We start from the raw sequence: 15,318 nt of genomic DNA, 5'->3' as shown, positions 1-15,318 counted from the left end.
CTGCGTTTATCCGCGTTTGATAAATCATTAATTTAGGCAATTTCATAATTGTCCTTGGATTTTTATATCCAATTTTTCAGAAATTCAATTATTTTGTGAGAGAAAAGAAATGTTAAAAGGATTATTTTCATTCCAAGGACGCTATCGCATACTACATCAAACATGGTTTGCATTTTTCCTAACCTTTGTTTGTTGGTTTAACTTTGCCCCCTTCGCTACCACAATTGGAAAAGAATTACATTTACTTCCTGAACAAATTAAAACATTAGGAATTTGTAACCTAGCATTAACAATTCCCGCTCGTCTAATTATTGGGATGTTATTGGATAAATTCGGGCCAAGAATTACCTATTCCCTCTTATTAATGTTTGCAGTTGTTCCTTGTTTAGCAACAGCATTAGCCCAAGACTTTAACCAACTAGTTATTAGTCGCTTATTAATGGGAATAGTCGGTTCTGGATTTGTGGTAGGAATCCGCATGGTAGCCGAATGGTTTCCTCCCAAAGAAATGGGAATTGCTCAAGGTATTTATGGCGGTTGGGGTAACTTTGGAGCATTTGGAGCAGAATTTGCTTTACCAACAATTGCAATTGCAACTAGCGTTTTAAGTGGTAGTGGTTCTAACTGGAGATTAACAATTGCATTAACAGGAATTGTTACCGCAATTTACGGACTATTCTACTTTAAAAGCGTTGAAGATACACCCATTGGTAAAGTTTATCAAAAACCCAATAAAAATGGTTCTTTAGAAGTAACATCAGTCAAAAGCTTTTGGGCGTTGATTGTTTCCAACCTTGGTTTAATATTCGCATTGGGTTTATTAGCTTGGAGACTAGAACAAAAGAAAATTCATTTCCTCACACTCAGCCAAATGTATATAGTTTGGATTGTATTAGCAGGATTATTTGCTTACCAAAGTTACCAAGCTTATCAAGTTAATCACGAATTACTAACAGGAAAAAAAACCTACCCAGCAAATCAACGTTATCAATTTGGTCAAGTAGCATTATTAGAATTTACCTACATTACCAACTTTGGTTCAGAACTTGCAGCCGTTTCCATGCTCCCAGCATTCTTTGAAAAAACCTTTGGTTTAGAACATATTGTCGCCGGCATGATTGCATCTATTTATCCCTTTCTTAACTTAGTTTCTCGTCCCAGTGGTGGTTTAATTTCCGATAAATTAGGTTCGCGTAAATGGACAATGACAATAGTTTCTGCGGGGATTGCAATAGGTTATTTAATGGCACATTTCATTAACAAAGATTGGCCTATCCCCCTCGCAATTGCTGTCACCATGTTCGCTGCTTACTTTGCTCAAGCTGGTTGTGGTGCAACCTACGGAATAGTGCCATTAATCAAAAAAGAAGCAACCGGACAAATAGCCGGAAACGTCGGTGCTTACGGCAACTTTGGCGGCGTAGTTTATCTGACAATCTTCAGTTTAACAGACGCATCAACCCTATTTGCAACAATGGGAATAGCCGCCATGATTTGCGCCTTTATGTGTGGATTCTTCCTCAAAGAACCAAAAAATTCATTTGCATCTGATAATGAAAATGAAGGAGAAATAATTAATCATCAATCTGTTTTAATAGAAGAATAATTATCTCACGCAAAGGCGCAAAGGTAAGAAGATAAAAACTAGAAATTAAAAATATTTCTCCTCTTATGAAATTATCTCTGTGTCCTCTGTGCCTCTGTGGTTCGTTTATCATAACTTTGCGCCTTTGCTCCTTAGCGTCTACCCTGCGGGATCTCTAAGAGAGATTGCGCGAAATAACTTTTTAAACCTGCAAATATTATGACAGAATTTACCAAAACACTTTGTCCTTATTGCGGGGTTGGTTGTGGTTTAGAAGTTTCTGCACCAGCCCAACATGGAAAAGCCACAAATCGAGATAGTGAAGGAATTCCTATTTGGCGAGTTAGGGGTGATAAATCCCATCCTTCTAGTCAAGGAATGGTATGTGTTAAAGGTGCAACTATTGCTGAATCTTTGGATAAAAGTAGATTACATTATCCCATGGTGCGCGATTCTTTAGATGCAGAATTTCGGCGTGTGAGTTGGAATGAAGCTTTTGATATTATTACCCACCGGATTCAAAGATTGAGATTGAATCAAGCCACAGATTCTATCTGTATGTATGGTTCTGGACAATTTCAAACAGAAGATTATTATATTGCTCAAAAGTTACTTAAAGGTTGTTTAGGAACTAATAATTTCGATGCTAATTCCCGGTTGTGTATGTCTAGTGCGGTATCTGGGTATATTCAAAGTTTTGGTGCTGATGGTCCTCCTTGCTGTTACGATGATTTAGAATTAACTGATTGTGCTTTTTTAATTGGTACAAATACAGCAGAATGTCATCCCATTATTTTTAATAAGTTAGCAAAATATCATAAAAAAAATCGCCATGTTAAAATGGTTGTGGTTGATCCTCGCCGCACTCCTACAGCCGAAGCCGCAGATTTACATTTAGCTATTCGTCCAGGTACAGATATTGATTTGTTAAATGGTATTGCCTATTTATTAATGAAATGGAATTATATAGATACAGTTTTTATTGATGATTGTACTAGCAATTTTCCGGCTTATGCTGAGGTGATTCGGCATTATTCACCGGAAGTTGTGGCGAGTCGTTGTGGTATTAGTATTGAAGATTTAGAAACCGCTGCTAAATATTGGGGAAAAGCAAAATCTGTACTTTCTTTATGGTCAATGGGTGTTAATCAATCTTCAGAAGGTACGGCTAAAGTTAGAACTATTATTAATTTACATTTAATGACGGGACAAATCGGTAAACCTGGTGCAGGTCCTTTTTCTTTGACTGGTCAACCTAATGCTATGGGTGGCAGAGAAGCGGGAGGGTTAGCCCATTTATTACCGGGTTATCGGTTGGTAAAAAATGCCCAACATCGCGCAGAAGTTGAGGATTTTTGGGGTTTGGAAAGAGGACAAATTTCCCGTGTTCCTGGTTTAACTGCTTGGGAAATGATCACTGGTTTAGAAACTGGAAATGTGGGTTTATTGTGGATTGCTGCCACTAATCCGGCTGTGAGTATGCCCGATTTAGAAAGAACTAAAAAGGCGTTGTTAAAATCTCCTTTTACTATCTATCAAGATGCTTATTACCCTACGGAAACATCAGCTTATGCTCATGTTTTGTTACCGGGGGCGCAGTGGGGTGAAAAAACTGGGATTATGACGAATTCGGAAAGAATGGTAACGCTATGTTCGGCTTTTCGTGAACCACCCAGAGAAGCAAAACCTGATTGGGAAATTTTTGCGGAAGTGGGAAAAAGATTAGGTTTTACTGATAAATTTACTTTTAATAATTCTGCGGAAGTTTATCAGGAATTTGTCCAATTAACTCGTCAGCGTCCTTGTGATATGTCGGGTTTAAGTCATGGGTTTTTAGCCGCACAAGGTCCAACTCATTGGCCTTATGCACAGGGTAGTAATTCAGAAACTAAGCGTCTATATACTAATTTGCGATTTCATACAAATGATGGACGCGCTAAGTTTGGTGCATATTATTCTAAAGGACTTGCTGAACCACCTGATGAAAATTATCCTTTTATATTAACCACTGGTAGATTATATGGGCATTGGCATACACAAACACGAACTGGCAGAATTGAGAAAATTCGCAAACTGCACCCGCAACCGTTTATTGAGATTCATCCCCGTGATGCTGCTGCTTTGGGTATTATTGATAATCAGTGGTTAGAGGTGCGATCGCGTCGTGGTACAACTAAGTTTCCAGCTAAAGTTACAAAAGCTATTTCTCCCGGTACTGTCTTTGTCCCTATGCACTGGGGTAAACTGTGGGCAGATGATGCGGAAGCTAACGCTCTTACCCATTCAGAAGCTTGTCCTGATTCACTCCAACCGGAATTAAAAGCCTGTGCTGTGCAGTTAGTTCCAATTCTTGTAGAATCTACGGTTAAAAATTATCAACTTCAGTCTTCTCAGTGGTAAGCTTTTGTCTGAATCAGGATGTCCAGGATTAAAGGATAAACAGGATAAATAGGGTGAGAACAAAAACTTTATCACCAATTACCGATTAAAATCTTTGCAGCAAAGTATTAATTTGTTGCAGTTTAGCTGCTAATACACCACTGCTGATTAGTTCGGTGGCTGTGTCTATACCAGCTTGCATATCTGAACAAATACCAGTGCGCCATAGATAAAAACCACCATTCCATAGGGCTGTTTGGCTGAGTTCGCTGGTTTTTCCCGTTAAAATCCCCTGCATTTCCTTAATGAGTTCTTCTGTGGTAGTTAGGGGAACGTTTTTAGTGATAAAGCCATATTCACGGGGTGCGAGTTGTAGCCGGGTTAATACTTCTGGGTTTGATGAAGATAAGCCAATGATAGCTGTGCGATCGCGTGGTAAGTCACAACTACCCTCTAAACCCTTGATAAAAGTGTATTTATTCACCCCACGTAATCCCAAAGCAGTCTGAAACATTCCTTCTGTGGGTGGATGAACAAAACCGGCAATAATGTGAGCATCACTCGTATATGGACACCAAATCAACTCCATTGTGGCTAACGGTGGACGTTTACCCAATTGCTCACGGTATTCCCACAAAGTTTGATTTAAAGGAAAATGCTTAGGTGTATAAATAAAACCAATTCCTGTTTGTTCAAAAACCTGCTGGGTTTGTTCGAGTGATAAACCAGTCCAATCTATTCCTAAACCTTGCCAAATCTCGATTAAAGGTAAACCATATTTTGTGGGTAAGCGGTTTCCTCCGTGCATAATTACAGGTTGTCCCGCAGCAGCTAATAATAAAGCCGTAATTATATTAATTGGTGCAGTGCGGGTTCTGCCATCATAGGGTATACCCAAAACAATCACAGGTTGGGCTACTGGTAGCAATTTGGGTCCGATTTCATAGTAACTGTCTAACATCCCTGCTAATTCTTCACCTGTGGGACGTTTAATGCGGTGAGCAATTAAAAATGCGCCAATTTGCGCTGGTGTGGCTTCACCTAATAACATCATTTTTGTTGCAGTAGCGGCTTCAGCACGAGTTAAATTATCTGATGTGTGAGTTCCACTACCTACTTTTTGAATAAATTCTCTAAATTTATTAGTCATTTGTTAGTTGTCAGTTGTCAGTGGAAAAAGGTAATAGTTTATTTTTAATTTTTTATTTCCGGAATATTATCTTTGACAAGTTGCCAAAAATATTTAATAGGGGGAATGTGAAGACGATCTTGGGTTGTTACCATCACTACCCGACGAGTTAGACTAGAATTGTCAGCTAAATTACTATTGTCGGCTAGGGGACGAACTGCCAGGGTGGGATCATGTCTGGCTTCTATTAATGCTGATTGGGGAAGTAAGGCAATGAGTTCTCCTTGACGAACTACTCCCCGAAAGGCATCTAGGGTGTTTACTTCTAAAGCTGCTTTGAGTGTAGCTTTCATCTGTTCAAATTTATCTTGAATCAGACGTTGCATTCCATAACCATCTTTAAATACTACTTGGGGATAACGAATTAACTCTAACCAGGGGATAGATTCATATTCAGATAGGGGATGATTTGCTGCGATGAGGACTTCTATGGGTTCTTCATATAGCAATTCTACGGCCATTTCTTTGCCGGTGATTAAAAAGCGATTGTGCATTACAATTGCTAAGTCTACTAAACCATCTTTGAGGACTTTCAGAGAGCGATCGCTTCCTAATGATGTGACTCGCAATTGCACCTCTGGATAATGATGACAAAATTTTTGTAACACTGGTGGTAGGTAAGAAGCACAGACTGAATGAATCGCTGCAATACATAGTTCTGGTTGCTTTCCCCCGATTAAATCTGTTAATTCCTGTGTAGCGGATTCCCATTCCTGGCAGATTTTATGCACACGAGGAAGTAAGCGTTCACCTCCTAAGGTTAATTTGGCATGGGTGCTGCGATGAAATAATTCTATGCCCAAATCTGCTTCTAATGCCTGAATTTGCCGACTAATAGTTGATTGAGTCACACCACATTGTTTAGCTGCTTGTTGAAAGCTACCTGTTTGAATGATCGCTAAAAAGGCTTGCAACTGCTCTAGACGCATTTTAATAGAACCTAAGTATAAATGAATAACTCTTATTAATTTAACGGGTTATCTGTATAATTTTAATTTAATTTAATTTGTTGTCCAGCATTTAACTTACATAATCACATTAGCAAAAATACTTGTGCATACTGAATTGATGCGTTATATAACAACTGATATAACAAGGAATAGGGAATAAAGTCAGAAAATTATTTCCCTCTGCCTCTTTCCTCCTGATTCCTGCTATGAGGTACATATCCAGCGGGCAAGATGCCCGCACTACAAGAGTTTCATAATTCAAGTTTGTACCTCATTAGAGCAAAATCTGCTGTATGATGACAGCCTGGAGAGTGTCAAGTTGCTTTAACTAAGATAGAACCACCTTCAATTTTAGCTTGGTAAGTTTTCAGCGGTTTTTTAGCAGGACCTCCTTGTGCTTTACCATCAGGAGCAAATTTTGCACCATGACAGGGACAGACAAATTTACTTTGTTTTGCGTTCCAATCAATGGTACAACCTTGATGAGTACAGGTAGGATTAACCGCAATCAGATTTTTTGCGGCTTTAGATGTGCCAACTACTAATACTGCGCCAATGGTTGAATCTTCTACTAATAGTTGCCCAGTTTTGTCTAATTGTGCCACAGTACCAACTTTTTGCCAGCCTTTCGTGGCAGCATTAGCAGATGTACTCGTTTCGGGAGAACAGGCTGCAATTGCGACAGGTAAGGAACTCGCTAAACAACCTAATCCTACCCAATTTATAAAGTCACGACGTTTCATATTTGCTGGTAATCAATATGTGATTTTTTACTAATATCTATTATTACTGGCAATGTTGGATAATGTCATTATTTAATTATTGATTTGTGCTGATGGAATTGAGGGCGCATACCCTGCAACTCTACGGTTTTTGTGAGTTTAAATCATTGTTTTTGCTAAGAAGAGTTTATCAAAGGAGCAATTTAAATTATTATTAAAACACATTGACTCCGTTAGGAATGTGCTATTATAACCTCGTATAAATAACAGTAGTCAAACCACATAAATTCATGGATATTGCTGTAATCGTTAAGTTTCTCGCTCCCTGTATGCCTTTTTTGCTGACTATGGGTAATAAAGCCGCAGAAGGTGCTTCCCAGAAAGTCGGTGAGGATGTTTGGAATAGGGCTAAAGCGATTTGGGATAAGTTATGGCCGAAGGTAGAAGCCAAGGAAGAAGCTAAAAAAGCTGCTACGAAGGCTCAACAAAACCCAGATGATGATGATTTACAAGCAGCTTTCCGGGTACAAATGAGGGAGATTTTAGAAGCAGATACAGCGCTCGCTGAAGAAATTGCTAACTTAAAACTATGGTTAAATAATCAAAATATTTCTTTGATTGGCATTGAAGGCATTGGTGGAACTGGTAAATCAATGTTGGCGGCGAAAATCTATGAAGATGAAACTATAACGGGTTTTAGAAAACGTTTTTGGGCTGATGTTGGTTATGGGGCAATTTTTACTGATGTGGCTACTCAAGTTTTACAAAAATTTGGTTATAAAGTCCCAAATCAAGAAATAGAGTTAGTACAAACTTTGGTAAAATGTTTGCAATCAGGTGAATATTTATTGATTATTGATAACTTAGAAAGTCTCTTACAAATAGATGGAATTTGGGGAAGTCAATTCTATGAAGACTTTTTTAAAACTTGGGTAGAATGTGGAGGTAAAAGTAAAGTAATTGTCACCACTAGGGAAAGACCAGAATTACCGAAAAGATGGGAATGGCTACCCTTATCAGGTTTAAAAATAGAAGATGGGGTAGCACTATTAACAGCTTTAGGTATTCAAGGAAATTTAGAGGAATTTGTCAAATTAGTAGACGGTTATCCCTTGCTGTTGCAATTTGTGGCAGATTTATTAAAGGAAGAATATCCCCAAGACCCAAATTTAAAAAGATTGGAAAGTTTAGGTTTGGGGAATTTGCAGCAATTATTGACGGATAAAAAAGTAGTTGGCCAGCACCGTCGGGAAAATGTGGCGATGGTGTTGGTATTAGATACCAGTTTTGGGCGTTTGAGTGAGTTGCAAAAGTCTCTATTACAAAATATTAGTGTTTATCGTGGTGCGGTAAATAGTAAAGCTGCGGTATCTGTATGTTTAGGAAGTTCAGAAACAGAGATTGAGAGGGAATTAAGAAATCTTGTCAAGCGTTCTTTTTTATCAGAAAAACTGATTGATGATTACAGATGGTTTGAGTTTCAGCCTGTGGTGTGGGAATATGTGAGATATAATGCAGGTGATCAGACAGAAGCACATCAAAAAGCTATTAATTATTATCTTTTAAATGTTAAACAAAAACCTTGGCAGACGAAAGAAGATATCAAGGAATATTTAGAAATTTTCTATCACTGGTATCAATTGCAAGATTATGATTCAGCATTTGAGGTGATTAGGCATTGTGATGATTTTTTGACTTTGGGGGGTTATTATGCCAACCAAGTGGAATTATATGGGCAGTTGGTAAATAAATGGTCGGAAATTGATGATAGAGAAAATTGGAATTATCAGGCTTCTCTCACTTCATTAGGCAATGCTTACAAGTCCCTGGGACAGTACGAAAGGGCGATCGCATTCCACCAGCAGTCTTTGGATATAGCTAAGGAGATAGGGGATATTCAGGGGGAAAGTAATTCCTTAAACAATTTAGGCAATGCTTACGAGTCCCTGGGACAGTACGAAAGGGCGATCGCTTTCTACCAGCAGTCTTTGGATATAGCTAAGGAGATAGGGTATNNNCGACTCCCTGGGACAGTACCAAAGGGCGATCGCTTTCCACCAGCAGTCTTTGGATATAGCTAAGGAGATAGGGTATATTCAGGGGGAAAGTGTTTCCTTAATCGGTTTAGGCAATGCTTACGGCTCCCTGGGACAGTACGAAAGGGCGATCGCTTTCTACCAGCAGTCTTTGCAGATAAAAAGGGAAATTGGCGATCGTGATGGTGAAGCCCTATGTCTACAAAATTTGGGTGTTGCTTATGGTAAGTGTGGCAAAATTAAAGAAGCATATTCAGCATCTTATCAAGCCCAAGTAATTCGCCAAGAACTTGGAGTTTCAATGTTTTATCCCCAGTGGATGAAATCATTAATAAATTTCGCTCAACGTGGTTATTTGCAATTAATTTTGTGTTTTATTTTTGGGTTGATAGCTTTTCCTTTTGCTTTAGTGTGGATTGTTATAATGTATTTATGGCTCTGGCTACGCGGTTCATTTCGGCGATGACATAAACTGTAAACATATATGATAGAAATTTAATGTAAATTCAAAGTTGTAAAATCCAATGTATGACAACATCTGTAAATATCTCGCCGAAAACTTCCAAGCAGACTTAGCCACATGGTTACTTGGTTCACCAGTTGAATTAACAGAACTGAGTCCAACAGAATTATCAAATGAACCAATTCGCGCTGATGCGTTAATTTTATTACAATCAGAGAACTTAATATTACATATTGAGTTTCAGACCGATGGTAATAAAAATATACCCTTTCGGATGTTAGATTATCGAGTTAGAGGTTATCGGCGTTTTCCTGACAAAGAGATGCGCCAAGTAGTGATTTATTTGAGAAAAACAGATTCTGAATTAGTCCATGAGAATAGTTTCAGATTAAACAAAACCCACCATGAGTTTGAAGTAATCCGTCTATGGGAACAACCAACAGAACAATTTATGACCGCGCCCGGTTTATTACCATTTGCCGTGCTAAGTCAGACAGAAGATCCTACAATGGTATTGAGCCAGGTAGCACAAGCAGTCGAAAAAATTAAAGATCAACAACAACAAAGGGATATAGCTGCTGCCAGCAGTATTTTAGCCGGGTTGGTGTTAAATAGAAATGTAATCAAGAAAATTTTCAGGAGTGAGATTATGCGCGAATCAGTAATTTATCAAGACATCCTCGAAGAAGGTGAAGCTAAAGGTGAAGCCAAAGGTAGGGCTGAAGGCAAGGCTGAAACAACAAGAAAATTGGCTATAAATTTATTACGAATTGGTATGAATTTAGAGCAAATTGCTGAAGTTACCGAATTATCTGTTGAAGAAGTTCAAGCTTTACAACAAGAAATTCAATCATTGTAAAACTGAGTATTTGTAGTGATTTTTCAGTAAAGAGTGCGATTCCTACGGAGCGCTTCGCTATCGCTCTCCGTAGGAATTATGTATACCTCACAACCAACGAAGATGAGCGATCGCCCCTTGATTTAAAAAACTCTGCTATGATGTAATAACTATATCAATTCAAAACAACTAAAATCATGCAAAAAATAGAAATTGAACTTGATCAAGAAACTTTTAACAAAATAGAACAATTGACACAAACACATCATTGTGAAGTTTCCGATTTAATCAAAGCAATGATTGAGCAATTAACTAAACCAGAAATTATCAACAATTCATTTATTGGTGAATGGTCTAATGATGCTGAATTAGTAGATAAAATGGTTGAAGATATTTTACAATATAGAAATTCATAGAAATTGGTGAATAATATATCAAAAAAGGAGACTTGACACTATGTTACAAAATACCTATCAACTTCCCTTAACATTTGAGCAAATTCTAACTTTAGTTAAACAACTTTCTAATTCCGAAAAATTATTACTTAGTAAAGAGTTAGAAAAAGAAACATTGAATAATGAATTAACAGAGTTATTAGAAATATTTCAAACTGATGAATTGTCATTAGAAGAAATTACAGAAGAAGTTGAAATTGTCCGTTCTCAAATTTATAACAGAAAGGATCAAATATCTACCTGTGTGCTATAATTTTTCTAGTCTGTGTTAACGGGAGGATATCAATGAGCTTAGTCATTTCCGAAGATATTGTTCAAGCAAGTGGATTATCGGAAAAAGAATTAGTTTTAGAGTTGATTATTCTATTATTTGAAAGAAAAAAAATTAGTATCGGTAAAGCATCCCAACTTGCTAAAATGCCTTTATTGCAATTTCAAAATGAATTAGCCATCAGAAACATTAATATTCATTATGATGAAACTGATTTAGACGTTGATTTAAAAAACTTGGGAATTATCTAAAATTTATGATCATAGTTAGCAATACTTCACCTATTACTAATCTATCAGCTATAGGAAAAATCCAATTATTAGAACAACTTTATGGAGAAATTATCATATCATCAGCCGTTTTTCAAGAATTGACGCAATGGGGAGATTCAATCCCAGGAGCAAAAGAAGTAAAAACTTATGACTGGATTATTGTAAAACCTGTTAATAATATTAGTTTAGTACAATCTTTAAAAAACAAATTGGATGAAGGAGAATCTTCAGTAATAGCTTTAGCATTAGAATTAAATGCAGATTGGTTAATTATAGATGAACAATTAGGCAGACAAACAGCAACAGAATATAACTTGAAGATAACAGGTATTCTAGGAATTTTAATTGAGGCAAAACGTCAGAAATTAATTCCATTAGTTAAACCTATTCTTGATGATTTAATCAATACAGCTAAATTTTGGGTTAATCCCTCTCTTTATAATCGTATTTTATCAATTGTTGGTGAATGATAATAGGTAACAGGTAAAAACCAATTACCAATTACCAATTACCTATTACCTATTACCTATTCGCTAAATATTGATACATCTCCCATCTTGCATTAACTTCTGCTTGCGCTTGTTCTAGCAACAACTTCGCCACCTCTGGTTTACTCTTCGTCAACATCTTAAACCGATTCTCTTGATACATTGACTTTTCCACCGATTCAGAAGGCGCTTTCATATCCAATTGTAGGGGGTTCTTACCCTCATTTTGTAATGCCGGATTATAGCGATATAACAACCATCTTCCTGAGTCTACTAACGCCTTTTGTTGTTGTAAACCAGTGGTCATATCAATACCGTGAGCAATACAATGACTGTAGGCAATTATGATTGATGGACCATCAAAAGCTTCCGCTTCTAAAAATGCTTTGAGTGTATGTTCATCCTTCGCACCTAACGCCACACTCGCCACATAAACATTACCATAAGTCATCGCCATTAAACCCAAATCTTTCTTAGGTGCAGGTTTTCCACCAGTCGCATATTTAGCAACTGCGGCTTTGGGAGTGGCTTTAGAAGATTGTCCTCCAGTGTTAGAATAAACTTCTGTATCCATGACCAAAATATTGACATTGCGACCTGTAGAAATCACATGATCAATCCCACCAAAATCTATATCATACGCCCAACCATCACCCCCAACTATCCACACACTTTTCTTAACTAAATAATCAGCGAGGGATTTGAGATTTTCAAACGCAGATAAACGCTGATTAACGCGGATATTTTTTGATTCTATCTGCGTGTATCTGTGTTCATCTGCGTTTAAAATTTCTTGGAGTTTGTGTTTGAGAATGACAATTCTTTCCCGTTGGTCCCAAATATCAGCTTCGGTTTTTTGTTCAGCTTTGAGAATGGCATTAACTAAATTATCGCCAATTTCATTACTTAATTGTGACAATAATTCGGCAGCAAATTCCGCTTGTTTGTCTATAGATAAACGATAACCAAAACCGAATTCGGCGTTATCTTCAAATAAACTATTAGACCATGCTGGACCTCTTCCTTCTGCGTTTTGACTCCAAGGTGTTGTGGGGAGATTTCCCCCATAAATGGAAGAACAGCCGGTGGCGTTGGCAACGAGTGAGCGATCGCCAAACAATTGTGTTAATAATTTAAGGTAGGGTGTTTCTCCACAACCAGCACAAGCACCAGAAAATTCAAACAACGGTTCTTGTAATTGCTGCTGACGAATTTGGCTTACTTTCAAAGTTTTCCGGTCAGGATTTGGTAAATTCAAAAAGAAATTCCAATTTTCCCGTTCTTGTTCCCGCAACGGTAATTGCGGACTCATATTAATCGCCTTGCGGGTGGGTTCTGCTTTGTTTTTGGCAGGACAGACGCTAACACAAATTTCACAGCCTGTACAGTCTTCTGGCGCTACCTGAATGGTGAATTTCTGGTTAGCAAAGTTCTTGTCTTTGCTGTTAGTGGATTTAAAAGTTATCGGTGCGTTGACTAACTCACTGGGTTGATAAGCTTTAGCGCGAATAGCAGCGTGAGGACAAACCATCACACATTTACCACATTGAACGCAGACATCACCATCCCAAACGGGTATTTCTTCTGCAACGTTGCGTTTTTCCCATTTTGCAGTGCCACTGGGGAAAGTTCCGTCAGCAGGTAAAGCACTCACAGGTAAATCATCACCTTCCCAGACCATGATTTTGCTAAGAACATTCTCGATAAATTTGGGTTTGGTAATTGCTAATTGCGTTTCTTCCCTATTACCTCTTACTAATGACCTATTACCGACTTCATGGAGATTTTCTAGAGTGTTGTCTACCGCTTTTAAATTCATGTTGACAACTTCTGCGCCTTTTTTACCATAGGTTTTTTCTATGGCTTGTTTGATTTTAGCAATTGCTGCTTTTTCTGGTAATACTCCTGCTAAAGCAAAGAAACACACCTGCATGATAGTATTAATTCTGTGTCCCATACCACTATTTTTAGCTACTTGACTAGCGTTAATAGCGTAAATTTTCAGATTTTTGTCAATAATCTGCTGTTGGACTTTTGGGGGTAGATTTTCCCAAACATGATCAGCATCATAAGGACTATTTAACAGCAAAGTCGCCCCTGGTGCAGCAGCTTTTAAAATATCAATACTTTCCACAAATCCCCAATGGTGACAACCGATAAAATTAGCTTTGTCTATGAGGTACGTTGAGCGAATTTTTCCAGTTCCAAAACGCAGATGAGAAACTGTCATTGAACCGGATTTTTTGGAATCATAAACAAAGTAACCTTGGGCGTTATTTTCTGTGCCTTCACCGATGATTTTGATCGAGTTCTTATTTGCACCAACTGTACCGTCTGAACCCAAACCATAGAACATGGCGCGAACTACATAATCTGGTTCTGTGGAGAAATTGGGGTCAAAATTCAAAGAAGTGAAAGTGACATCATCATTAATCCCAATTGTGAAATGATTTTTGGGTTTAATTTGAGTGAGATTATCAAATACACTCTTCACCATTGCGGGAGTAAATTCTTTAGAAGACAGTCCATATCTTCCCCCAACAATTTTCGGGAATGTGGTTTTTTTCCAGCCTTCATAAATGGCTGTCACCACATCTAAATATAAAGGTTCTCCTGCGCTTCCGGCTTCTTTGGTTCTATCAAGAACGGCAATAGATTTAACACTATTTGGTAATGCTTCTATAAATCTGTGAACATCAAAAGGACGGAAAAGCCGCACTTTGATAACTCCGACTTTTTCCCCTTGGTTGTTGAGATAATCCACTGTTTCATGAACAGTTTCACAACCAGAACCCATAATCACAATTACTCTTTCTGCGTTAGTGCTTCCATGATATTCATAAAGTTTGTAATATCTGCCTGTGCGTTCTCCAAATTTGTCCATAATTTTTTGGACAATATCAGCACAAACATTGTAATAAGGATTTGCACCTTCACGCGATTGGAAATAAACATCAGGATTTTGTGCCGTTCCTCGTAATACTGGATTATCTGGAGTTAAGCAGCGTTGACGATGTGCAGATATTGATTCTACAGAAATAAGTTCCTGTAAATCTTCATCAGATAATAATTCAACTTTCTGCACTTCATGGGAAGTTCTAAACCCATCAAAAAAGTGCATAAATGGTATTCTTGCTTCTAATGTTGCTGCATGAGAAATCAGTGCAAAATCATGACTCTCCTGTACAGAAGCGGAACATAAAAAAGCGAAACCAGTCGCTCTTGCAGCCATGACATCACTATGATCACCGAAAATAGATAACGCATGGGTAGCTAAAGAACGAGCAGAAACATGAAGTACGAAACTGGTTAATTCTCCGGCAATTTTGTACAAGTTAGGAATCATTAATAATAATCCCTGAGAAGCGGTGAAAGTTGTACTTAATGCCCCCGTTTGTAATGCCCCATGGACAGCAGCAGCAGCCCCTCCTTCGCTTTGCATTTGGGTGACACTGGGAACTGTTCCCCATAAATTGGGTTTATTTTCAGACATCCAAGCATCAGCCCATTCACCCATATTTGAAGATGGGGTGATAGGATAAATAGCAATAACTTCGTTTAATTTGTAAGCTACACGGGCAACGGCTTCGTTACCATCAATTGTGGCATAAGATTTGGTCATGATTTTCCTTTCTGTGTCTTTTCTGGTTGTTTAAACTGTATGCAGAGA

Annotated in this window: 13 protein-coding genes; 9 read left to right on the top strand and 4 right to left on the bottom strand. The window is 37.9% G+C overall.

Annotated elements, in window-relative coordinates; translation table 11 throughout:
• Positions 1–109 precede the first annotated feature (109 nt).
• On the top strand, positions 110–1,606 hold the full coding sequence (locus tag AN490_RS18445; RefSeq protein ID WP_300006389.1) for a NarK family nitrate/nitrite MFS transporter: 1,497 nt from the start codon (positions 110–112) through the stop codon (positions 1,604–1,606).
• A gap of 198 nt (positions 1,607–1,804) precedes the next feature.
• Positions 1,805–3,985: a molybdopterin oxidoreductase family protein gene (locus tag AN490_RS18440; RefSeq protein ID WP_300006388.1), complete on the top strand. Its 2,181-nt coding sequence runs from the start codon at positions 1,805–1,807 to the stop codon at positions 3,983–3,985.
• A gap of 85 nt (positions 3,986–4,070) precedes the next feature.
• On the opposite strand, the gene AN490_RS18435 is transcribed toward AN490_RS18440, so the two are convergent.
• The 3 genes from AN490_RS18435 to AN490_RS18425 all read right to left on the bottom strand — a co-directional run bounded on the left by AN490_RS18435 (position 4,071) and on the right by AN490_RS18425 (position 6,846).
• Entirely contained in the window at positions 4,071–5,114 is a 1,044-nt protein-coding gene (locus tag AN490_RS18435) for an anthranilate phosphoribosyltransferase family protein (RefSeq protein ID WP_300006386.1), read from the bottom strand.
• 44 nt (positions 5,115–5,158) lie between these two features.
• Positions 5,159–6,082, bottom strand: coding sequence for a LysR family transcriptional regulator (locus AN490_RS18430; RefSeq protein WP_300006384.1), 924 nt, complete (start codon positions 6,080–6,082; stop codon positions 5,159–5,161).
• A gap of 335 nt (positions 6,083–6,417) precedes the next feature.
• A complete protein-coding gene (locus tag AN490_RS18425; RefSeq protein ID WP_300006382.1) occupies positions 6,418–6,846 on the bottom strand; it encodes a ubiquinol-cytochrome c reductase iron-sulfur subunit in 429 nt (142 codons plus the stop codon).
• A gap of 269 nt (positions 6,847–7,115) precedes the next feature.
• Between AN490_RS18425 and AN490_RS18420 the strand changes: the two genes are divergently transcribed.
• The 7 genes from AN490_RS18420 to AN490_RS18390 all read left to right on the top strand — a co-directional run bounded on the left by AN490_RS18420 (position 7,116) and on the right by AN490_RS18390 (position 11,630).
• Positions 7,116–8,906 (top strand): tetratricopeptide repeat protein, encoded by a 1,791-nt coding sequence (locus AN490_RS18420; RefSeq protein ID WP_300006380.1) that lies wholly within the window; start codon positions 7,116–7,118, stop codon positions 8,904–8,906.
• Positions 8,893–9,327, top strand: coding sequence for a tetratricopeptide repeat protein (locus tag AN490_RS18415; protein ID WP_300006378.1), 435 nt, complete (start codon positions 8,893–8,895; stop codon positions 9,325–9,327). The genes AN490_RS18420 and AN490_RS18415 overlap by 14 nt, the downstream gene beginning before the upstream one ends.
• Before the next feature lie 58 nt (positions 9,328–9,385).
• On the top strand, positions 9,386–10,183 hold the full coding sequence (locus AN490_RS18410) for an Rpn family recombination-promoting nuclease/putative transposase (RefSeq protein ID WP_300006376.1): 798 nt from the start codon (positions 9,386–9,388) through the stop codon (positions 10,181–10,183).
• A 176-nt stretch (positions 10,184–10,359) separates the two neighbouring features.
• On the top strand, positions 10,360–10,578 hold the full coding sequence (locus AN490_RS18405; RefSeq protein WP_300006374.1) for a hypothetical protein: 219 nt from the start codon (positions 10,360–10,362) through the stop codon (positions 10,576–10,578).
• A 40-nt stretch (positions 10,579–10,618) separates the two neighbouring features.
• Positions 10,619–10,870 (top strand): hypothetical protein, encoded by a 252-nt coding sequence (locus tag AN490_RS18400; RefSeq protein ID WP_300006372.1) that lies wholly within the window; start codon positions 10,619–10,621, stop codon positions 10,868–10,870.
• Positions 10,871–10,902: 32 nt separating this feature from the next.
• A complete protein-coding gene (locus AN490_RS18395) occupies positions 10,903–11,139 on the top strand; it encodes a UPF0175 family protein (protein WP_300006370.1) in 237 nt (78 codons plus the stop codon).
• Between the two features lie 5 nt (positions 11,140–11,144).
• Entirely contained in the window at positions 11,145–11,630 is a 486-nt protein-coding gene (locus AN490_RS18390; protein ID WP_300006368.1) for a DUF3368 domain-containing protein, read from the top strand.
• Between the two features lie 52 nt (positions 11,631–11,682).
• Here AN490_RS18390 and nifJ read toward each other — a convergent pair whose 3' ends face one another.
• Positions 11,683–15,270 (bottom strand): pyruvate:ferredoxin (flavodoxin) oxidoreductase, encoded by a 3,588-nt coding sequence (gene nifJ, locus AN490_RS18385; RefSeq protein ID WP_300006366.1) that lies wholly within the window; start codon positions 15,268–15,270, stop codon positions 11,683–11,685.
• Between the last annotated feature and the right edge of the window lie 48 nt (positions 15,271–15,318).

The sequence above is a fragment of the Anabaena sp. AL09 genome (genome assembly GCF_001672255.1).
Lineage (GTDB): Bacteria > Cyanobacteriota > Cyanobacteriia > Cyanobacteriales > Nostocaceae > Dolichospermum > Dolichospermum lemmermannii.
Note: the sequence above shows the minus strand (reverse complement) of the source record. Positions and strands in the feature narration are given on the sequence as shown.

What these genes read in the sequence shown, in the direction of transcription:
- AN490_RS18445 (WP_300006389.1), top strand. Translation starts at nt 110, where the DNA reads ATGTTAAAAGGATTATTTTCATTCCAAGGACGCTATCGCATACTACAT.
- AN490_RS18440 (WP_300006388.1), top strand. Translation starts at nt 1,805, where the DNA reads ATGACAGAATTTACCAAAACACTTTGTCCTTATTGCGGGGTTGGTTGT.
- AN490_RS18435 (WP_300006386.1), bottom strand. Translation starts at nt 5,114, where the DNA reads ATGACTAATAAATTTAGAGAATTTATTCAAAAAGTAGGTAGTGGAACT.
- AN490_RS18430 (WP_300006384.1), bottom strand. Translation starts at nt 6,082, where the DNA reads ATGCGTCTAGAGCAGTTGCAAGCCTTTTTAGCGATCATTCAAACAGGT.
- AN490_RS18425 (WP_300006382.1), bottom strand. Translation starts at nt 6,846, where the DNA reads ATGAAACGTCGTGACTTTATAAATTGGGTAGGATTAGGTTGTTTAGCG.
- AN490_RS18410 (WP_300006376.1), top strand. Translation starts at nt 9,386, where the DNA reads ATGTATGACAACATCTGTAAATATCTCGCCGAAAACTTCCAAGCAGAC.
- AN490_RS18405 (WP_300006374.1), top strand. Translation starts at nt 10,360, where the DNA reads ATGCAAAAAATAGAAATTGAACTTGATCAAGAAACTTTTAACAAAATA.
- AN490_RS18400 (WP_300006372.1), top strand. Translation starts at nt 10,619, where the DNA reads ATGTTACAAAATACCTATCAACTTCCCTTAACATTTGAGCAAATTCTA.
- AN490_RS18395 (WP_300006370.1), top strand. Translation starts at nt 10,903, where the DNA reads ATGAGCTTAGTCATTTCCGAAGATATTGTTCAAGCAAGTGGATTATCG.
- AN490_RS18390 (WP_300006368.1), top strand. Translation starts at nt 11,145, where the DNA reads ATGATCATAGTTAGCAATACTTCACCTATTACTAATCTATCAGCTATA.
- nifJ (WP_300006366.1), bottom strand. Translation starts at nt 15,270, where the DNA reads ATGACCAAATCTTATGCCACAATTGATGGTAACGAAGCCGTTGCCCGT.